This window comes from Chitinophaga polysaccharea (assembly GCF_902150045.1).
Taxonomy (GTDB): domain Bacteria; phylum Bacteroidota; class Bacteroidia; order Chitinophagales; family Chitinophagaceae; genus Chitinophaga; species Chitinophaga polysaccharea_A.
In genome coordinates this window covers 2,086,361-2,106,025 of record NZ_CABFVU010000001.1, presented here as the reverse complement: position 1 = coordinate 2,106,025, position 19,665 = coordinate 2,086,361, and the positions used below count along the sequence as shown (strand labels likewise).

Below are 19,665 nucleotides of genomic sequence, written 5' to 3'. Positions count from 1 at the left end.
AATCTAAACTATATAGGCTGTGTATCGTCGTGTTTCCATTCTTTTGCGCAAGCATTTTGTGAGTGTGCTTATTCTATGCGCTAGTATAGTAATTCCGTTTTCTTCCGTTAAGGCAGCGGATCCTGCGAAGGGTAAAGCATTATTCCAAACAAATTGCGCTTCCTGCCATAATGTCCACAAAAAGCTGACAGGTCCTGCATTAGCGGGAGTAGAAGATCGCTGGCCCGATAAGAAATTATTGCACCAGTGGATCCACAACTCTGCTTCTGTATTGGCCACAGGGGACAAATATGCCAACGCTCTGTATCTGGAGTACAACAAGACAGCGATGACACCGTTCCCTCAGTTATCCAATGAGGAAATTGACGACATCCTGGCGTATGTAAAAGATGAGCAAGCCAAAACTCCCGGAGGCTCTAAAACTCCCGCAGGTGATACAGATGCTGCTGGTGCCACAGACAAGGGTAATGACAACAGCCTCCTGTTTGGTATCATCACGCTGATCCTTGCAGTAGTAGCGCTGATCCTCATGCAGATCAACAGCAACCTGAATAAGCTGGCTGGTGATAAAGAGGGTGTTCCAACTCCAGACCCGGTTCCTTTCTACAAAAATAAAGCTTACCTGGCACTGATCATCCTGGTGCTCTTCATGGTAGGTGGTTACCTCACCATTCAGGGTGCTATTGGCCTGGGTCGCCAGAAAGATTATATGCCGGAGCAACCTATCTTCTACAGCCATAAGGTACATGCCGGTATTAACCAGATCAACTGCCTGTACTGCCACGCCGGTGCTGAGAAGAGTAAGTATGCCATGATCCCTTCTGAAAATATCTGTATGAACTGTCACAAGGCCATTAAGGAATATACCGGCCCTGAGTTGACAACTGCAGAAGGCCGGAAGGTAGACGGTACTGCTGAAATCGCAAAATTATACGATTACGTAGGCTGGGATCCTGAAGCTGGTAAATATACCAAGCCAGGCAGACCAATCGAATGGACCAAGATCCACAATCTGCCAGACCATGTTTACTTCAACCACTCCCAACACGTGGTTGCCGGTCAGCAGCAATGTCAGACCTGCCACGGTGCTATCACCGAAATGGATGAAGTACATCAGTTTTCCGACCTGTCTATGGGATGGTGTATTAACTGTCACCGTACTACCAAAGTGCAGTTTGCAGACAACAACTATTACAGCATCTTCGAAAAGCTTCATCAGGATATTAAAGATAAGAAGATCGACAGCGTAACAGTTGAAATGGTAGGTGGTACTGAATGTCAAAAATGTCACTACTAGGAAGGATTTAGAGAGATTTTCTCTTGATCAGAAGATATCAAATTTATAAACGTAACTCGTTAATATAACATGGAGCAAAAAAAGTATTGGAAAGGCTTGGAGGAGTTGCACAATACCGATGCGCATCAGGAAATTGTGAAGAACGAATTCAGTGAAGAGCTGCCGTTCGAGAGTGAAGGCCTGTTGAATGCTACTACCCCCCGCAGGGATTTTCTGAAATATCTGGGGTTCACCACCGCTGCTGCTGCTATCGCTGCCAGCTGTGAAACACCGGTTAAGAAAGCGATTCCGTATGTAAACAAGCCGGAAGAAATTACCCCGGGTGTAGCCAATTATTATGCTTCTTCTTATGCCATTGATGGTGAATATGTACCGGTTGTGGTGAAAACCCGCGAAGGTCGTCCTATCAAATTGGAAGGGAATACTTTATCAACCATCACCCAGGGGGCAACATCGGCTAAAGTACAGGGTGCTGTACTGAGCCTGTATGATACTGCCCGTCTCCGTTTCCCGACTATCGGCGGTACAGAAACAACCTGGGCGGAACTGGATAAACAAGTAGGTGCAGCACTGGCCGGTTTAGGCGGTGCTCCTGTTGTTTTATTAAGCGCCACCCTGCTTAGCCCGACCACTAAGAAAGTGATCGGTGAGTTCCTGGCAAAATATCCGAACTCCCGCCATGTAGTATATGATGCAGTTTCTTACTCCGGTATGCTGCAGGCAAACGAAGCCTCTTATGGTAAACGGGTGATCCCTTCCTACCACTTTGAAAATGCCAAAGCGATAGTGAGTTTGGGTGCAGACTTTATCGGAACCTGGCTCAATCCTGTTGAATATGCCCGCCAGTTTGCCCAAACCCGTAAAATCAATGCGCAGAAACCCGAAATGTCCAAACTTTTCGCGTTCGAAAGCCATATGAGCCTTACAGGTGCAAACGCGGACGAAAGATATACACACAAACCATCTGAATCAGGTGCAATAGCACTGGCTCTGCTGGCAGCAGTAGGCGGCAGTGTAACAGCCCCGGCTATAGCAGACAAGCGTGTAGCAGATGGTATCAAAAAAGCAGCGGAATCACTGAAGGCTAACTCCGGTAAAGCACTGGTAGTAAGCGGTTCTAACGATGTAAACGTACAAACCATTGTAAACGCCATCAACAACATTATCGGCGCCAATGGTACTACCATCGATTTCGCATCTCCTTCCAATTACCGTCAGGGTATCGACAGCGATATGACCAAACTGGTAAGCGATATGAATGCAGGCAGCATCGGTGCTGTACTGATTTATGGTGCCAACCCCGCTTACGACTACTTCGAATCACAGAAATTTGCTGAAGGTCTGAAGAAAGTAAAAGTGGCTGTATCGTTCAACGACAGAAATGACGAAACAACTGTACTGTGTAAATATGCGGCTCCTGATCATCACTTCCTGGAGTCATGGAATGATGCTGAGGGAAGAACCGGCTACTACAGCTTTGCACAGCCTACTATCCTCCCGCTGTTTAAAACACGTGCGGTACAGGATACACTCCTCTCCTGGTCTGGTAACACTACCACTACCTGGGCTGACTACCTGAAAAATGAATGGATAACCAAACTGGGCGGACAGGAAGCATGGGATAAAGCTTTGCAGGATGGTGTGGTTGAACCAGCTGCTGCTCCTGCTTTGGGAGGTGCAACATTTGCCGGCGACATTGCCGGTGCTGCATCTAAAATAAGCAGTGCGAAGAAAGGTGGTAAACTGGAACTGGTGCTTTATGAGAAAGTAGCTATCGGTAGCGGCAGATCTGCCAACAACCCATGGTTACAGGAAATGCCTGATCCGATTACCCGTTCTACCTGGGGTAACTACGCCTGTATCTCCAACAAACTGGCGAAAACATTCTCTACTCAATTAGGAGACGATTACGAAATCAATGCAGAGAAGAAAGTACTGAAGATAAAAGCCAACGGTAAAGAACTTGAGCTGCCATTGGTGATTGTTCCAGGTATGCACCCAGATGTGATCGCTATTGCTGTGGGTTATGGCCGTAACGACAACGCAGGTAGAGCTGCCGGCGGTGTTGGTAAGAACGCTTATCCTTTTGTTAGCTTCAATGGTCAGAACTTTGATTACTTCACTGTTGATGCCACAGCAGAAGCTACCGGTCAGAAAGAAATTGTTGCTTCAACGCAAACACATAATAGCTACGAAGGTCGTCCTATCGTTAAGGAAACTACCCTGGAAGAGTTCATCAAGAACCCTAAAGAGGTAAACGAAGACAGGCTGGAGCTGAAAAAATTTGGCGCTGATTTCCGCAAGGATGCAACGCTGTATCCTAACTACAGCTATCCTGGTATCAAATGGGGTATGTCTATCGACCTGAACACCTGTTTTGGTTGCGGTGCATGCACTATTGCCTGCCAGGCAGAGAACAACGTTTCTGTTGTAGGACGGGAAGAAGTGGCGAAAGGGCATGAAATGCACTGGATCCGTATTGACCGTTACTTCAGCGGTGATGAGGAAAATCCGGAAGTAGTGTTCCAGCCGATGCTGTGCCAGCATTGCGATAATGCTCCGTGCGAAAACGTTTGCCCGGTAGGCGCTACCAACCACAGCTCTGAAGGTATCAACCAGATGGCTTACAACCGTTGCATCGGTACCCGTTACTGCGCTAACAACTGCCCTTACAAAGTACGTCGCCTTAACTGGAGAGACTGGAATGGTGCAGACAGCTTTGAAAACAACCTGTATGATGTGGCCGATATGAACGATAGCCTTACACGTATGGTACTGAACCCCGATGTAGTGGTTCGTAGCCGTGGTGTAATGGAAAAATGTTCTTTCTGCGTACAACGTTTACAGGAAGCTAAGCTGGACGCGAAGAAAGCTGGTCACCCGCTGAAAGACGGTGCTGCCAAAACTGCCTGCCAGCAAGCTTGTGGTGCTGATGCGATCGTATTTGGTAACATCAACGATAAGAACAGCGAAATCTATAAGATCCGTAATGAGCAGCAGGTAGACAGGATGTACTATGTGTTGGAAGAAACACACGTACTGCCATCTATCAGCTACCTGGCGAAGATCAGAAACAAGGATGCGGCTCCTAAAGCAGAGAAAGAATCTGCACATAAGGAAGAAGCGCACCACGCATAATGATCTTAACCGGTAACCGTTAAGAAAAAGACAGAAAGAACAGAATCTGAGATCATAACAAAAGACAAGGGCTAGTAGCTAGAAGCTAGCAGCTAAAAGCTTATAGAATATGCATTTAAAATACGAATCCACACTGAGAGAACCTTTGGTAGACGGGGTTAAGGATTATCACCAGGTAACGGAAGATATCATTAGTCCCATTGAAGGGAAGCCTGGAAAACTGTGGTATGTAGGCTTTTTCATCTCCCTGACATTGTTGGGCTTTGGCGCCTTTTCAGTGTTCTGGCAGATCTATTTCGGTGTCGGAGTATGGAATCTGAATAAAACCATCGGTTGGGGTTGGGATATTACCAACTTCGTATGGTGGGTAGGTATCGGTCACGCCGGTACCCTGATTTCCGCGATCCTCCTCCTGTTCCGCCAGGGTTGGCGTACAGGGGTGAACCGTGCGGCGGAAGCGATGACGATCTTCGCGGTAATGTGCGCCGGTCAGTTCCCGATCATTCACATGGGTCGTGTATGGATGGCGTTCTTCATTCTGCCTTATCCAAATACCCGTGGCCCGGTATGGGTTAACTTTAACTCCCCGCTCCTCTGGGACGTATTTGCGATCTCTACTTACTTCACCGTATCCCTGTTGTTCTGGTACTCTGGTCTTCTTCCGGATTTCGCCAGCGTTCGTGACAGGGCTAAAACCAAATTGCGCAAATTATTATATGGTATAGCAGCTTTTGGCTGGACCGGTTCTACCAAGCACTGGCAACGTCACGAAGCACTGTCACTGGTACTGGCAGGTTTGGCTACACCACTGGTACTTTCTGTACACACGATCGTATCTTTTGACTTTGCGACTTCTGTAATTCCTGGTTGGCATACTACCATCTTCCCGCCTTACTTTGTGGCTGGTGCGATCTTCTCCGGATTTGCGATGGTACAAACGCTGCTGATCATTACACGTAAAATATTACACCTGGAAGAGTATATTACCCTGGGCCACATGGAAGCCATGAACAAGGTAATTGTATTAACAGGTTCTGTAGTAGGTTGTGCTTACCTGACTGAGTTGTTCATGGCATGGTATGGCGCTAACCCTTATGAGTTTGCCACTTTCTTCAAATACCGTGCTGCTGGTCCGCTGGGTTGGTCTTACTGGATCATGATGACCTGTAACGTAATTACCCCGCAGGTATTCTGGTTCCGTAAAATGAGAAGAAGTGTTGCAGTGACTTTCGTAATGTCTATCATTGTTAACATCGGTATGTGGTTTGAGCGTTTTGTGATCATCTGTACTTCATTGTACCGCGATTACCTGCCATCCAGCTGGTCATACTATCGCCCATCCTGGCCTGAAGTAGGCTTCTATATGGGAACTTTCGGTTTGTTCTTTACCTGCTATTTCCTGTTTGCTAAATATTTCCCTGTAATTGCACTGGCCGAGATCAAGTCTATCCTGAAAACTTCCGGTGAGAATTACAAAGAGAAAATGGTGGTGTACGAAGAAATGCCTGCAGAGAAATTTGCTCATGATGTAGCTCACGCACACTAAAAGACGAACTGAGAGAATTTATTACTTGGAATTTGAATCTTTAAAAATATGGCTGTTAAAAATTTTGTTGTAGGCTTGTTTGACGATGAGGCAGTATTGTTCCCGGCAGTAAAGAAAGTGCGTACTGCGGGTTACAAATTGCACGATGTATACACTCCTTTTCCTGTTCACGGCCTCGATCATGCAATGGGTTTAAGAGAAACCAGTCTGCACACAGCCGGTTTCATATATGGTATCACAGGTACAACTACAGCATTATCCTTCATGAGCTGGGTATTTAATGTAGACTGGCCTTTGAATATCGGTGGTAAACCGCACTTCCCCTTACCAGCATTCATTCCAATTACTTTTGAGCTGACAGTATTATTTGCTGCGGTCGGAATGGTGTACACTTTCTGTTATCTCTGCCAGCTGATGCCGGGAGTGAAGAAGCACATTTTTCATCCAAGACAAACAGATGATAAGTTTGTAATGGTGATAGAGCTGACAGAAAAAACTAATGCAGAGGAAGTGAAGAACTTTCTTGCATCAGCCGGTGCGCATGAAATTAATGAGCAAAGAGCTGAAGCCGGATGGTGGTTCGGACGGTATGATAAGGATGATGAGCCTTATCTCCGTAAAATACAGACCACAAACGCTTAAAATATATAAACAGCTAAAACATACCGTTGCAACATTAGGATTTGAGCAAGCAAGACTAATGAAAGCTAGATAAATAATTTCTGATGAAAAGGACTTCCAACATATTGATTGTAGCCGCATTGGCAACTGGAGCTTTCCTGGCAGCCTGTAACAGGGGAGAGCATAACAGAAAGCCCGGCAGGATTTATATGCCAGACATGTATGAATCCCGTGCGTATGAATTTTACAGTGCTCGTTTGTCAGGCCTGAAGCCAGTGGAAGGAACAGTAAAAAGAGGAGAACTTTTGCCATACCATCTGAAAGAATCAGATACGGCACTGGCTAATCTGTTAAAGAATCCATTAACTATTACGCCAACTGATCTTAAAGAAGGCGAGCGTTTATTTAATATCTATTGTGGTATCTGCCATGGTACTGCATTAGATGGTAATGGTCCGCTGTACAAAGGTGGAGATGGACCTTACCCTGCAGCGCCAGCTAACCTGGTGGCCGGTGCAAAATCCGGTTATACAGAAGGCCGCCTGTTTCATGTAATGACCTATGGTTATAATATGATGGGTAGTTACGCCAGCCAGCTGGACAGGGATCAGCGCTGGAAGATCGCTGCCTATATCAAGAGTAAACAGCCAGGTGCTGCCGCCCCGTCTGCCGCTCCTGCTGGTGATAGCACTGCAGCTAAATAAATGAGTTAAACTGAATTTCAAACAAGTATTTTAATATACAGTAATGAAAGACCAATTTGTAGTACCGGCAAGATTAAAAAAGACCAGCTTCGTGTTAATGGGCGTGGGCTTGCTGACGTTATTGATCGGATTAATTGCGTTTCATGGTGAGAACGCGACACGGTTTTGGGCCGGTCTGTTGCAAAACAGCAGCTTCTTTTTGCTGATTACATTGGCGAGCACGTTCTTTATAGCTGCTACTACCCTGGCACATGGTGGCTGGCAGATTGCTTTCCGCCGTGTACCTGAAGCTATTTCAATGGCCGTTCCCATTCTGGCTGCCATCTTATTTGTGGTGGTGATGATCATCGTTTTCGGTGGTAAAGATGATATCTATCACTGGGTAAATGCACACCACGTAGCAGAAGATAAGATCCTGAGCTGGAAATCCGCTTTCCTGAACAAAGGATTCTTTACCATCGCTACTATCCTGACACTTGGCCTCTGGATATTTTTTACCATGAAGCTCCGTAGAATGTCTATCGAAGAAGATGGATGGGATCTGCGCCCTGAAACAGGCCGTAAGCTGCTCTGGAGAAATACCGTTGTATGCGGTGGATTCCTGGTAGTGTTTACCCTGAGCGTTGGATCAACGACTCCATGGATCTGGTTAATGAGTATTGATGCACACTGGTTCTCTACTATGTACAGCTGGTATACCTTCGCCAGCACCTGGGTATCCGGACTGGCACTGATAGCACTCTTCGTTGTATATCTGAAAAAACACGGTTATCTGACCTATGTAACTGAAGAACACCTGCACGATCTGGGTAAATTCATGTTTGCTTTCAGTATCTTCTGGACTTACCTCTGGTTCTCCCAGTACATGCTGATCTGGTACGCCAACATGCCGGAAGAAACTGAATACTTCCAGCCACGTGTTTGGGGCCAGTGGAGACCTATCTTCTTCCTGAACCTCCTGATCAACTTTGTTACTCCGCTGTTGTTCCTGATGAAAAGGGACACCAAGCGTAACTATACTGCCATTGTTTTCATTGCTATCGTGATCATCTTCGGTCACTGGCTGGATTTCTGGCAGATGATATCTCCAGGTACTGTTAAAAACCTGGTATTCCCCTGGTTTGAACTCGGGCTCGGACTTGGTTTCGTAGGACTGATCATCTTCCTGGTATCCAACCAGCTTACCAAAGCTGCACTGGTTCCAAAGAATCATCCTTACCTGAAAGAAAGTATCATTCATCACACCTAACAGGTGATCAAGGAGATTAGGCAAAAGAAAAGCATTAGATAACTTAATTATTTCATATAGCAATGTCAGGATTTTTAGCAGTCTTAGTTGTTGTTCTCATATTCATAGTCATCTTCCAGATTGCGAAGGCGAGCGAATATGTGTCCATATTGAAGGGAGAAAAGAAAGCGCGTGAGCAAAGCAACCGTATAAATGGTTTCCTGCTGATTGCATTCCTGGTGCTGGGGCTTATAGGAGTGTACTGGTGTAACGATTTGCTGAAAGGCAAAATCCTGGGCGAATCTGCATCGGAACAGGGAGAAGGCGTTGACACCCTTATTTATGTAACACTCGCCATCACTGGTGTGGTGTTCGTGATTACCCAGATTGCCCTATTCTGGTTTGCATTTAAATACCAGGAAAAAGAAGGCCGTAAAGCATTTTATTTTCCGCATAATAATAAACTGGAAGTTATCTGGACCGTTATCCCGGCTATCGCGTTAACCATACTGGTGGCCTTTGGTCTGAAACACTGGTTCCAGCTCACTTCAGAAGCACCAAAAGATGCTGCTGTGGTTGAAGTAACCGGTAAGCAGTTTAACTGGATCTTCCGTTATCCGGGTAAAGATGGTGCATTGGGTCGTCGTGATATTAAGAACATCGATCCTTCCGCCGGTAATGAGCTGGGTCTGGACTGGAACGATCCTTTGAACAAAGATGACTTTATGCCTACCGAACTGCACCTGGTGGTTGGAAAGCCCGTAAAGCTCATCATCGGTTCCCGCGACGTTATCCATGACGTTGGTTTACCTCACTTCCGCATGAAAATGGATGCGGTTCCCGGTATCCCTACTACCATGTGGTTTACTCCAAAGTACACCACCAAGCAGATGAAGGAAAAAACCGGCAACCCGGATTTCACCTATGAAATTTCCTGCGACCAGATGTGTGGTAGCGGTCACTACTCCATGAGGGGGGTGATTATTGTGGAAACTCAGGAAGAATTTGATAAATGGGTAGCTGCCCAGAAATCTACTTATAGCCTGACACATGCTGACACTGCAGCTCCTGCTGCTCCTGCCGGTGAAGCCAAAGCAGATAGCACGCAAAAAACAGTAGCTGCCAATATCCGGTAAGCTGTAATTTTGTGTAGAAGAATTTTTGACGGAGTACAATTAAAAACAATAAGAACAAACTGACAAACGACGATACTTCCCGGGCGTTAGTTTATAATAAACCGAACCGATTATGAGTAACGAAGCAACATTGCACAGTCAACAGGAGGTAATGCACGGAGCGCATGATCATCATGATCATGAGCACCACCATGAAGACAGTTTCATTTCGAAATATGTGTTCAGCATGGACCACAAAATGATCGCCAAACAATTCCTGATCACTGGTATCGTTTGGGCTATCATTGGTGCTTTCTTCTCTGTACTGTTCCGTTTGCAACTTGGTTTTCCCGATGCCACTTTCCCATGGCTGGAAAGTATCCTGGGCCATTGGGCTAAAGGTGGCCGCATTACAGCGGAAGCATACTATGCATTGGTAACAATGCACGGTACTATCCTGGTATTCTTTGTATTAACGGCCGGTTTGAGCGGTACCTTTTCTAACCTGCTGATTCCTTTGCAGGTAGGTGCCCGCGACATGGCCTCTCCTTTCATGAACTGCCTGAGCTACTGGTTCTTCTTCCTGGCCAGTCTGGTAATGATGGCTTCCCTGTTTGTTCAAACAGGCCCTGCTTCCGGAGGTTGGACAATGTATCCGCCGCTGAGTGCATTGGGAGACGCTTCTATCGGTTCTAAAATAGGTGTGGATCTTTGGTTGACCAGTATGGCGCTGTTTGTTGTTTCTCAGCTGCTGGGTGGTTTGAACTATATTTCCACGCTGCTGAATATGCGTACCAAAGGTATGGCGATGACCAAAATGCCTTTAACTATTTGGTCATTCTTCTTCACCGCTGTGTTAGGTGTATTGTCTTTCCCTGTACTGCTGTCAGGTTTCATCCTGCTGCTCATGGATCGTCACGCCGGCACCAGCTTCTATCTGTCCGATATCTTTATCGCCGGTAAAGCACTGGCCAACGAAGGTGGTAGCGCAATCCTCTATCAACATTTATTCTGGTTCTTAGGTCACCCAGAGGTATATATCATCATCCTCCCTGCCATGGGTATGGTATCTGAAGTACTGGCGGTAAGTTCCCGCAAGCCTATTTTCGGTTACCTGGCTATGATCGGTTCCCTGTTCGCTATCTGTATCCTGGCCTTCCTGGTTTGGGCGCACCATATGTTCGTAACAGGTCTGAACCCGTTCCTGGGAGCATTCTTCGTACTCTTAACCTTATTGATTGCGGTACCATCTGCGATCAAGGTATTTAACTGGATCACTACCATCTGGAAGGGTAATATCAACTTTACACCAGCTTCCCTGTTCTCTATCGGCTTCGTGAGCACATTCATCTCCGGTGGTTTAACAGGTATCTGGTTAGGTAACTCTTCTATCGATATTCACCTGCATGATACCATGTTTGTGATTGCCCACTTCCATATTGTAATGGGTGTATCTGCATTCTTCGGTATGTTTGCCGGTATCTACCACTGGTTCCCTAAAATGTATGGCCGTTTTATGAATAACACAATTGGCTATATCCACTTCTGGGTAACCCTGGTAGGCGCTTACCTGATCTTCTGGCCTATGCACTACGAAGGTATGGCGGGTATGCCAAGAAGGTACTATGATGTATCCGGCTGGGCTTCCTTCAAACAGTTTGGCGGACTGAACGAGTTCATTACCATTGTGGTAATCCTGGTGTTTGCAGTACAGCTCCTGTTTGTATTCAACTTCTTCTACAGCATTTTCAAAGGTAGAAAGCTGACTACACAGAACCCATGGAAAGCAACTACCCTGGAATGGACCACGCCGATCCACGCCGGTCATGGTAACTGGCCTGGTGAAATCCCTGAAGTATACCGCTGGGCTTATGATTATAGCAAGGATGGAAGGGATTTCATTCCGCAAACAGAGCCTATTGGACCTAATGAATCAGCGCACTAAAATATAATCCGGAGTTCCGGCAGGAAGATGCCTTTCAGGCGAAAAAACTTGCTGCCGGGATTTTGTTCACTGTGATGTTTGTAAATTTGTTCCGGACTTAAACCCGGGATGTGGCTAGAAAAAAAATGTTGCAAGAAAACTCCATAAAATTGTCGTCATCGTATGCGGTAGCCAGTAAGGCGAAAGATTACTCTCAGCTGATGAAGTTTAATCTCACCTTTATGGTGGTATTTTCGTCGGTAGTGGGTTACCTGCTGGTGCCAGGTGTGGAGTTTAACTTAGTAAAAGTTCTTTTATTATTTGCCGGTGGTTTGCTGGTTTCCGGATCAGCCAATACCATTAACCAGATTTGGGAGAAAAATACGGATAAACTGATGGCACGCACCGCTGTCCGTCCATTGCCTTCAGGGCGTATGCACGACAACGAGGCGATTGTACTGGCGGTGATCACAGGTATAGCAGGGCTCCTGGTAATGGGGTATTGCTTTAACTGGTTGAGCGCTGCTTTGAGCGGGTTGTCTTTGGTGTTATACGGTTTTGTATATACACCCTGGAAAAAATGGAATTCCCTTGCCGTACTGGTAGGTGCAATTCCAGGCGCCATGCCTCCGTTGATCGGGTGGGCAGCCGGTGCTAACAATCTCAGCGAAGGTGGCTGGTCTTTATTTGCTATACAGTTTCTCTGGCAATTCCCGCATTTCTGGGCCATCGCCTGGATCGCCTATAAAGATTATGCCAGGGCTGGCTTTAAAATGCTGCCAGGCAGTGGAGAGCCCAATAAGTACACAGCTATTCAGGCTGCCATGTACACGTTGTTGCTGATTCCTGCCGGAGTAGCGCCTTACCTCCTGAAGATCACTGGAAGCATTTCTGCGATAGTGGCCATTCTGGCGGGTATTTTCTTCCTTTACAGGGCTGTTAACCTGTACCGGAAAAATGATGTTCCTGCAGCGAGAAAGCTCATGTTCGGATCTTATATTTATCTGACCATTGTTCAGCTGGTACAATTGCTGGACAAAGCTTAAATTGAAAAGAGGAGTGATGGATACTATGACACTAGAACAACGTAAGAAAATACATCCGCATAAATATTCCCTATGGATCGCCATGGGTAGTATTACTATGATGTTTATCGGGTTTACCAGTGCTTACATTGTTAAAAGATCCCAGGCAAACTGGCTGGCATTTGAACTGCCGCATATTTTCTGGGTATCCACTGCCGTAATTCTGACAAGCAGCTTAACGATACACCTGGCTTTAAAGCAGTTTAGAGAAAGGAATATGCAGCGTTATAAACAACTGATCACCCTTACAGCATTTTTAGGGGTGGTGTTTGCAGCCTGCCAGTGGATAGGATTTTCACAATTGAAATCAGTGGGACTGCCCCTCAACGGGCCTGTTTCCGCTTCTTTTATTTATGTTATTGTAGGGGTGCATATGCTGCACGTATTGGGTGGTGTGATTGCATTGCTCATTATGTTTGGCAGGGCTTACAGAACCCGTGTACGGACCTATAGCGCAGTTCCCATTGAAGTAGCCGCAACCTACTGGCATTTCGTGGACATACTGTGGATTTACCTGTTAGTTTTTTTAAGTATCGCCAGATAAACTTTGTAAAATTTTATAAAACAAACAATGGATACAGCAGTTACAGCGAAGAAAAAATGGTGGGCCGGAGGATATTCTCCCTTTAATGTGAGCTATGGTAAGTTGATGATGTGGTACTTCCTGATGTCAGATGCGTTCACATTCGGCGCATTGTTGATCTCATATGGTACCATCCGGTTTTCCAGCCCATCCTGGCCTGATCCGAATGAAGTGTTCAAATCATTTCCCGGCATGGGCCATGCCGAGTTGCCGTTGATGTTTGTGAGCTTGATGACCTTCATCCTCATTATGAGTTCTGTAACCATGGTATTGGCGGTACATGCCGGTCACATGAGAGATAAAAAAGCCGTTGCCAAGTGGATGATCTGGACCATCATTGGAGGAGCCGCGTTCCTGAGCTGTCAGGCATGGGAATGGACACACCTGTATCATGAAGGTGCATGGTGGGGCCGCAATCCTTTCCATAATGTGGATGGTACACTGGCTTCTACCAACTTTACCAACTTCTTCTTTACCATCACCGGCTTCCACGGATTACACGTAACTTCCGGCGTTGTATTGAACATCGTGATCCTCGCTAATGTACTGAAAGGTACCTACGATCAGAGAGGACATTATGAAATGGTGGAAAAAGTAGGTTTGTACTGGCACTTTGTAGATCTGGTTTGGGTATTCGTATTCACCTGCTTCTACCTGCTTTGATCATAAAACAGGAAGAGAACAACAAGGTTAGGAACTGATTTTAGAATTTATTTAATTGAAATAATAATGGAGCATACACATAATGCAGGGCATGAAGCCGCACATGCTGACTCATCTACCAAAACAATCTGGAAAACGTTCTGGATACTGTTGTGTATCACAGTGTTTGAAGTAGGTCTGGCTTTCTTACACCTGGAATTCGGGTTTCTGCCAAGAGTAATGCTGAACGCGATCTTTATCGGTCTTACCCTGGTGAAAGCATTCTACATCGTTGCAGAATTCATGCACCTGGGCCATGAGATCAAAAATCTCATTATGACCATCCTGATTCCATTACTGCTGTTTGTATGGTTTATTATCGCCTTCCTCTACGAAGGTGATTCCTGGAAAAATATGCGTACCGATCTGAAACCCGGTACACCTGTGGAAGCGGTGAAAGTAGCACCTGCTGAGAAACATCATTAATTCATCAATAAACTATCAGGATCATTTCTCGCAGGGCTTTATTAGGAGTTTCATTGGCAATACTGGTGCCGCTTTTGGGTTATCTCATTGTAGATCACTACGGAAAAAATGTGGTGCCGGTACCCGGATACTTCATCCCCGAGGGAATAGATACGATCTCTGAAAATGGTAAAGTTTCCTACGATACCGTTTTTCATAAGATCAGGGACTTTAAACTTACCAACCAACTGGGAGAACAGGTGAGTTTAAAGAACATGGAAGGAAAAGTGTTATTGGTTGATTTCTTTTTTACTTCCTGCCCGAGTATCTGTCCTACACTAACAAAGAACCTGAAAAAGGTACAGAGTGCTTATGTAAAGAACGATTCTTTACTGCAGATCCTCTCCTTTTCAGTAGACCCGGAAAGGGATACGGTAGATAAACTGCGTAAGTACGCATACGATCACCAGATAAATCCCGACAACTGGTGGTTGCTAACCGGTAGTAAAAAAGAGATCTATGACCTCGCCAGAAACGACTTCTTTGTTTCTGTAACACAGGGAGATGGCGGTCCGGACGATTTTATACATACCGAGAAGCTGGTATTGATCGATAAAAACAGGAACATCCGGGGATATTATAATGGTCTTGATTCCAACGATGTAAAAAGATGCGCCGGCGATATCGCCATATTGCATCTGGCAAAAGACAGACACCGGCCGGGTTTTGCAGCCTTCCTTAAAAAACTGTTCTCCGGAGAGAAGTAATAAAATAATTGTAAAGGAAAGGTGAATAAGGAAAGGTTGTTCACCTTTCTTTATTCACCTTTCACATTTTAGTGGATATGGAACTTAAGAACAGAAATCTCAATACGCCTATTACCATCGTGTCAATAGCCATACCTGTACTGGTTGCGTTATTGTTTGTTTTACCCAAACCGGAAATGCACCCTGGTTTTGACATCAGGATACTGCCATTGTTCCATGCTATTCTGAATACCAGTACCGCGGTTTTATTGCTGGCCAGCCTGTATTTTATAAAGAACGGGCATGTGAAGGCACATAAAACCACCAACTTGATTGCGGTGGGCTTGTCGGCTATATTCCTGCTTTCCTATGTTACCTATCATTCACTGGCCCCCGAAACCCGTTTCGGCGACATGGATCATAATGGTGCGCTTGATGCGGCAGAAAAGGCAATGCTGGGAAGCATCCGTTACATTTACTATTTCCTGTTGCTTACACATATTGTACTGGCTGCTATCATAGTACCGCTGGTGCTGTTCACCCTGCTGCGCGGTTTTCAGAATGATATTCCGCGTCACAGGAAAATTGCCCGGATCACCTGGCCCATCTGGTTTTATGTAGCTGTTACCGGCGTGATTGTATATATTATGATCTCCCCTTATTACCATTGATAGAATTAAGGAAGATTTTTTAAGACAGATAGCCTAATTTTGATGGATCAAATAACAAATACTATGAAGAAGGCAGGTTTGTTTTTACTGACAGTGTTTTTGGTTTTGATGAGCGGATCAGTAATGGCGCAATGTTCCCTGTGTACTAAAACGGCTCAACAGCTGGGTGAAGGCCCCGCAAAAGGCCTGAATAATGGTATTCTGATGCTGGCTTTAACGCCCCTGGCTATCATCGGCTTCCTGGCATTCAGATGGTGGAGAAGCAATAAAGAAGCCTGACAAATTTCGCATAACCCAAAAAAGCTATGATTACCTACAGAAAAGCGGATATAACGGATATCCCGCAGTTAATACATTTGCGGCTGCAGTTTCTGAAAGAAATTTACCCTAATTCTGATAACTCCAAGGATGCCGTGTTGAAGGATCAGCTCAGGGCCTACTTAACAGAACATCTTACCAAAAATAACTTTGTAAACTGGTTTGCCGATGTGGAAGGCGAGATCGTGGCCAGTGCAGGCATTGTTTTTTACAACCAGCCACCATTGTACCACAACCTCGAAGGCAAAGTAGCCTATATCCTGAACGTGTTTACACTTCCTGCTTTTCGCCGCAGAGGTATTGCAAAAACGTTACTGCAGAAGATCCTCGATGAAGCAAAAGAACGGAATACCGGTAAAGTAAGCTTACATACCAGTAAAGAAGGCCGTTTATTATACGAACAATTCGGGTTTGTAGCCGGTGATAATGAAATGACCTGTCAGTTACCCCGTATCCAGTAAATAATGGCTACTCTTCCCGGAGCTTAAAAACAGGACACTCCATCCTTAAACCGCCATTGTTTAAAGAGATCTTCAACTTACTGCAGTGATACCCTTTCTTTTCATTGAGATGCTCACAGTTAAAGCACATGGGCTGAGTGGAAATAATTTCCTCCTGATTGAGCTGGTATATTACCTGCATCAATTGTTCCAGTAACCCTGCTTGTTCCTTTAAAGGCATTTGCGCTACCGTTTTTTGTAATGGATCCGCAAATTGCTCTACTTTTTTGGCAACTGCCCTGCCTTCTTTTACAAGATGTAAGGTGTGGCTGCGCGTATCTGTAGGGCTGGCCTTACGAGTCAGGTAATTCTTCTGTTCCAGTGATTTCACTGCATCGCTGATGGTGGCTTTGGTCATGTTGAAGTACGATGCCAGTGTGGTTACAGTACGTTTTTCCTCCGGGTAGTGCAGTAAAAAGGTAAGTACCTGAATTTGGATGGGACTTAGTCCATACTGTGTTGCTTCCTGCCATAATAATACGCGGAAGGCTTCTGATAATCGCTCCAGGGAGGCCACTATTTTACTAGGTGTGTCTTCTGCCTGCTGTGCAGGGCTGAATGTGGAAACTTTCCCCATATTTTCTTGCTGTCCTTATAGTTAGTTCGGCAAGGTACAATATAAATATATGGCATGAAATAGCATATTAGTGACATTCCTGCATGAAAGCGTTTTTTTACTGGCATCCTTCCAATTCATGGATATAATACCCGTTTTGCCGGATCTGGGTTTCCCAGCGCGGTATAATTTCAGTGATATGGCAAAAACGGCAATCTTTCCGGGAAATATTTAATCCCTCCCCCTTTTTGGATTGGAGGTATATATTTCCAAAGGTCAGAACTTCATCAAACGGGGTATCTTTTGTAACGATGATATCAAAATGCAGATATCCTCCATCTTTTTTCTTAACGTAAGTGTCGAAAACAGCAACTTCCATTGAAATACTTTTGATGCTAACGTAAATGGTTATTTAAAAAGGGAGTTGTCGGGGCTGAGGGTATACCCATAACAATACACTGAAACTAACTGCTTTGAACCAGGCCTGCTGCATACGTTCCACCTCTGTTGCCGAGTGGCCATGTTTGCCCAGGAAAGGTCTTCCGGCCTCAGAAACAGGATATATAAAAGAAGACAAATAACGTAAGTATACCAGCGGCAAAGGATCTATGTCATGCTCCTCCGCTTTTTTATTTTGCAGCTGTGCCGCAATCCGCTCTTCAAATTGCCACCATGAATTCCCTTCCTGGCGTGTGCACAGGTCTGTTATCCATTTCCGGAAATGCGGCCGGAGCGATTGCAGGTAAGCAACATCAGGCTCACCATCTTTGGTGAAATAACCAGCGAGATAATTGTTTTTTAAGATGCAGTTGTACCAATTATCAAGGATATCTTCTGTATGCGCTGCAAGGATATTTCCCGCCATTATCAGGTATTGCTCATCCTCATTGGTGAACAACAGCATTCTTTTTAATCTGACCAGTGTTTGTGCATCCAGTGAGGAGGGGTTATCAGCGCCAGCTGTGCCATGATGCCTAGCGTCATTCATACATGTTAGTTTTGGTTTCCTTCACGGATTGGTTATTACAAATATAATAAGGTTGCCTAACTAAAACAACACCCGGCAGGATCCTGCGGATTTTGCACAGGAACAGTGATTCGCTGATTATTGATTTTTGAGAGATTTTATATGGAGGAGGAGAGATATTGGCAAGCGTATACTCCTGTACGTTAGCTGCTGAATATATTAACTAAAAATTATTTGTGATTCTACAGTGAACTATATAGATTTGATAATCTGGCTGATAATACCCACTTCATGACAACTAAGCTTTACGCTATAACAAAGAACGGACTCCCCCTGATGGCGGTTGAACCACTGCAAATACCGGCTAACGCATCCATACCTGGCGCCTCCCGTACCTGGTATCTTTCCGTTGCTGCAATACTGGTGGCTGCCGCCGGAGCTGTTGTTGCATGGGGCATTACCACTATCATTCACTGGATAGCATCGCTGGCCTACTACGGTGAAATAATAACCGCTTACACCGGTATTGAAAATACAGAACGTGATCTGTGGATCATTATTATCCCCGTAGCGGGCGCCATATTGCTCACTGCTTTAGGTCGTTATACTTCTCCCCTGCTCCGCGCATCAGGATTAACTGTTGCTATTGGAGCAGGCAATCCGCTGGGTATTGAAAATGCGGCTATGTTATTTAACGGAGGCATAGGTGCCTGGACCGGAAAGCTGTTCCGTTGTACGGAGGAGGAATGCCGGATACTTTTTATTGCCGGCGCATGCAGTACTTTAGGTAGCCTTTTTGGTGCGCCGGTGGCAGCTGTATTTCTTGCGCTGGAGCTATATTTACCCAACCGGACACTTAAAAACATATTGCCGGTAGTGGTGGCTGCGGCAACGGCTGCTGCAGGCAATTACCTGTACAGGGGCACTACTCCGGTGTTAAGTTTTTCTTCCCTGCCGGCAATGAACGGAAAAGCGGTGGCGGCTTACAGCGTTATTGCTATACTGGTGGGGCTGTGGGCCCGGTTAAGCACGGTATTGTATAAGCTTATCGGTAAATGGTTTGGAAAGCTAACTAAATATAATAAGTGGTATTTACTAACCGCTGCTTTGCTTACCGGTATCGCCGGGTACATTTTTCCGCGGATACTGGGCACAGGCGAAGGTTATGTTACCGACCTGCTGCAGGCGCATGTTACCCTGGCTATTCTTTTTGCACTGGCCTTTATTAAATGGATTGCCTGGCTTTTTTTCTCAGGCGCTAATAAAACAGGCAGTGGTATCATTCCCTTACTGGTTATAGGTGGGGCTATCGGCCTTTTGATCGGCGCTCCCATGCAGATGCTTTTTCCTGCTGTTATGATCAATGCCGGCATTGTTGTACTGGTAGGTATGGGAGCTATGCTGGCAGGCACATCACGCCTGGTGCTCACTGCTATTGTATTACTGCTGGAAATGACCCATGATATCAATGTTGCGCTTCCTGCCATGCTTGCCTGTGTATTGGCTTATGGCATTGCCATCTTCAAAAGCAAAACAGCGCAAAGTGATATATAACCCTG

General features: G+C 45.5%; 20 protein-coding genes. 17 read left to right on the top strand and 3 right to left on the bottom strand.

All coding sequences use genetic code 11. From position 1 onward, the window contains the following. Positions 1 to 19 precede the first annotated feature (19 nt). From FN124_RS08545 to FN124_RS08470, 16 genes are all read left to right on the top strand, one after another. Positions 20 to 1,297 carry a c-type cytochrome gene (locus tag FN124_RS08545; RefSeq protein WP_260607368.1) on the top strand — a complete coding sequence of 426 codons (1,278 nt, stop codon included), beginning with the start codon at positions 20 to 22 and terminating at the stop codon, positions 1,295 to 1,297. Between the two features lie 69 nt (positions 1,298 to 1,366). After that, positions 1,367 to 4,435 (top strand): TAT-variant-translocated molybdopterin oxidoreductase, encoded by a 3,069-nt coding sequence (locus FN124_RS08540; protein WP_142684313.1) that lies wholly within the window; start codon positions 1,367 to 1,369, stop codon positions 4,433 to 4,435. A 109-nt stretch (positions 4,436 to 4,544) separates the two neighbouring features. Further along, entirely contained in the window at positions 4,545 to 5,981 is a 1,437-nt protein-coding gene (gene nrfD / locus FN124_RS08535) for an NrfD/PsrC family molybdoenzyme membrane anchor subunit (RefSeq protein WP_142684312.1), read from the top strand. Between the two features lie 48 nt (positions 5,982 to 6,029). Further along, the gene (locus FN124_RS08530; protein ID WP_142684311.1) at positions 6,030 to 6,623 is read left to right on the top strand and encodes a DUF3341 domain-containing protein; all 594 of its coding nucleotides are present in this window, start codon (positions 6,030 to 6,032) and stop codon (positions 6,621 to 6,623) included. 83 nt (positions 6,624 to 6,706) lie between these two features. Then, complete coding sequence (locus FN124_RS08525; RefSeq protein WP_142684310.1) at positions 6,707 to 7,306, top strand: c-type cytochrome; 600 nt, start codon at positions 6,707 to 6,709, stop codon at positions 7,304 to 7,306. A gap of 43 nt (positions 7,307 to 7,349) precedes the next feature. Next, positions 7,350 to 8,555, top strand: coding sequence for a quinol:cytochrome C oxidoreductase (locus FN124_RS08520; RefSeq protein WP_142684309.1), 1,206 nt, complete (start codon positions 7,350 to 7,352; stop codon positions 8,553 to 8,555). A gap of 140 nt (positions 8,556 to 8,695) precedes the next feature. Continuing rightward, positions 8,696 to 9,670: a cytochrome c oxidase subunit II gene (locus tag FN124_RS08515; RefSeq protein ID WP_260607367.1), complete on the top strand. Its 975-nt coding sequence runs from the start codon at positions 8,696 to 8,698 to the stop codon at positions 9,668 to 9,670. Positions 9,671 to 9,782: 112 nt separating this feature from the next. Next, complete coding sequence (locus FN124_RS08510) at positions 9,783 to 11,594, top strand: cytochrome c oxidase subunit I (protein ID WP_142684307.1); 1,812 nt, start codon at positions 9,783 to 9,785, stop codon at positions 11,592 to 11,594. 125 nt (positions 11,595 to 11,719) lie between these two features. Further along, positions 11,720 to 12,619, top strand: coding sequence for a heme o synthase (gene cyoE / locus FN124_RS08505; RefSeq protein ID WP_142684306.1), 900 nt, complete (start codon positions 11,720 to 11,722; stop codon positions 12,617 to 12,619). 25 nt (positions 12,620 to 12,644) lie between these two features. Further along, positions 12,645 to 13,202: a cytochrome c oxidase subunit 3 gene (locus FN124_RS08500; protein ID WP_260607366.1), complete on the top strand. Its 558-nt coding sequence runs from the start codon at positions 12,645 to 12,647 to the stop codon at positions 13,200 to 13,202. A 27-nt stretch (positions 13,203 to 13,229) separates the two neighbouring features. Further along, the gene (locus tag FN124_RS08495; protein WP_142684303.1) at positions 13,230 to 13,904 is read left to right on the top strand and encodes a cytochrome c oxidase subunit 3; all 675 of its coding nucleotides are present in this window, start codon (positions 13,230 to 13,232) and stop codon (positions 13,902 to 13,904) included. Positions 13,905 to 13,970: 66 nt separating this feature from the next. Continuing rightward, positions 13,971 to 14,369: a cytochrome C oxidase subunit IV family protein gene (locus FN124_RS08490; RefSeq protein ID WP_142684302.1), complete on the top strand. Its 399-nt coding sequence runs from the start codon at positions 13,971 to 13,973 to the stop codon at positions 14,367 to 14,369. 53 nt (positions 14,370 to 14,422) lie between these two features. After that, complete coding sequence (locus FN124_RS08485) at positions 14,423 to 15,115, top strand: SCO family protein (protein ID WP_185937133.1); 693 nt, start codon at positions 14,423 to 14,425, stop codon at positions 15,113 to 15,115. A gap of 77 nt (positions 15,116 to 15,192) precedes the next feature. Next, positions 15,193 to 15,765, top strand: a complete 573-nt coding sequence (locus tag FN124_RS08480; protein WP_142684300.1) for a DUF420 domain-containing protein — start codon at positions 15,193 to 15,195, stop codon at positions 15,763 to 15,765. Positions 15,766 to 15,828: 63 nt separating this feature from the next. Beyond that, positions 15,829 to 16,044 carry a CAMCR motif-containing small membrane protein gene (locus tag FN124_RS08475; protein WP_142684298.1) on the top strand — a complete coding sequence of 72 codons (216 nt, stop codon included), beginning with the start codon at positions 15,829 to 15,831 and terminating at the stop codon, positions 16,042 to 16,044. Between the two features lie 26 nt (positions 16,045 to 16,070). Then, the gene (locus FN124_RS08470) at positions 16,071 to 16,544 is read left to right on the top strand and encodes a GNAT family N-acetyltransferase (protein WP_142684296.1); all 474 of its coding nucleotides are present in this window, start codon (positions 16,071 to 16,073) and stop codon (positions 16,542 to 16,544) included. 7 nt (positions 16,545 to 16,551) lie between these two features. On the opposite strand, the gene FN124_RS08465 is transcribed toward FN124_RS08470, so the two are convergent. The 3 genes from FN124_RS08465 to FN124_RS08455 all read right to left on the bottom strand — a co-directional run bounded on the left by FN124_RS08465 (position 16,552) and on the right by FN124_RS08455 (position 18,127). Continuing rightward, entirely contained in the window at positions 16,552 to 17,160 is a 609-nt protein-coding gene (locus FN124_RS08465; RefSeq protein WP_142684295.1) for a MarR family winged helix-turn-helix transcriptional regulator, read from the bottom strand. A 97-nt stretch (positions 17,161 to 17,257) separates the two neighbouring features. Beyond that, positions 17,258 to 17,518, bottom strand: a complete 261-nt coding sequence (locus FN124_RS08460) for a DUF2024 family protein (RefSeq protein ID WP_142684294.1) — start codon at positions 17,516 to 17,518, stop codon at positions 17,258 to 17,260. Between the two features lie 33 nt (positions 17,519 to 17,551). Beyond that, positions 17,552 to 18,127 (bottom strand): protoglobin domain-containing protein, encoded by a 576-nt coding sequence (locus FN124_RS08455; protein WP_142684293.1) that lies wholly within the window; start codon positions 18,125 to 18,127, stop codon positions 17,552 to 17,554. Positions 18,128 to 18,397: 270 nt separating this feature from the next. Between FN124_RS08455 and FN124_RS08450 the strand changes: the two genes are divergently transcribed. Then, complete coding sequence (locus FN124_RS08450) at positions 18,398 to 19,660, top strand: chloride channel protein (RefSeq protein WP_142684292.1); 1,263 nt, start codon at positions 18,398 to 18,400, stop codon at positions 19,658 to 19,660. Positions 19,661 to 19,665: the final 5 nt, after the last annotated feature.

What these genes read in the sequence shown, in the direction of transcription:
- FN124_RS08530 (WP_142684311.1), top strand. Translation starts at nt 6,030, where the DNA reads ATGGCTGTTAAAAATTTTGTTGTAGGCTTGTTTGACGATGAGGCAGTA.
- nrfD (WP_142684312.1), top strand. Translation starts at nt 4,545, where the DNA reads ATGCATTTAAAATACGAATCCACACTGAGAGAACCTTTGGTAGACGGG.
- FN124_RS08500 (WP_260607366.1), top strand. Translation starts at nt 12,645, where the DNA reads ATGACACTAGAACAACGTAAGAAAATACATCCGCATAAATATTCCCTA.
- FN124_RS08455 (WP_142684293.1), bottom strand. Translation starts at nt 18,127, where the DNA reads ATGAATGACGCTAGGCATCATGGCACAGCTGGCGCTGATAACCCCTCC.
- FN124_RS08475 (WP_142684298.1), top strand. Translation starts at nt 15,829, where the DNA reads ATGAAGAAGGCAGGTTTGTTTTTACTGACAGTGTTTTTGGTTTTGATG.
- FN124_RS08490 (WP_142684302.1), top strand. Translation starts at nt 13,971, where the DNA reads ATGGAGCATACACATAATGCAGGGCATGAAGCCGCACATGCTGACTCA.
- FN124_RS08465 (WP_142684295.1), bottom strand. Translation starts at nt 17,160, where the DNA reads ATGGGGAAAGTTTCCACATTCAGCCCTGCACAGCAGGCAGAAGACACA.
- FN124_RS08460 (WP_142684294.1), bottom strand. Translation starts at nt 17,518, where the DNA reads ATGGAAGTTGCTGTTTTCGACACTTACGTTAAGAAAAAAGATGGAGGA.
- FN124_RS08470 (WP_142684296.1), top strand. Translation starts at nt 16,071, where the DNA reads ATGATTACCTACAGAAAAGCGGATATAACGGATATCCCGCAGTTAATA.
- FN124_RS08520 (WP_142684309.1), top strand. Translation starts at nt 7,350, where the DNA reads ATGAAAGACCAATTTGTAGTACCGGCAAGATTAAAAAAGACCAGCTTC.
- FN124_RS08450 (WP_142684292.1), top strand. Translation starts at nt 18,398, where the DNA reads ATGACAACTAAGCTTTACGCTATAACAAAGAACGGACTCCCCCTGATG.
- FN124_RS08495 (WP_142684303.1), top strand. Translation starts at nt 13,230, where the DNA reads ATGGATACAGCAGTTACAGCGAAGAAAAAATGGTGGGCCGGAGGATAT.
- FN124_RS08510 (WP_142684307.1), top strand. Translation starts at nt 9,783, where the DNA reads ATGAGTAACGAAGCAACATTGCACAGTCAACAGGAGGTAATGCACGGA.
- cyoE (WP_142684306.1), top strand. Translation starts at nt 11,720, where the DNA reads ATGTTGCAAGAAAACTCCATAAAATTGTCGTCATCGTATGCGGTAGCC.
- FN124_RS08525 (WP_142684310.1), top strand. Translation starts at nt 6,707, where the DNA reads ATGAAAAGGACTTCCAACATATTGATTGTAGCCGCATTGGCAACTGGA.
- FN124_RS08480 (WP_142684300.1), top strand. Translation starts at nt 15,193, where the DNA reads ATGGAACTTAAGAACAGAAATCTCAATACGCCTATTACCATCGTGTCA.
- FN124_RS08540 (WP_142684313.1), top strand. Translation starts at nt 1,367, where the DNA reads ATGGAGCAAAAAAAGTATTGGAAAGGCTTGGAGGAGTTGCACAATACC.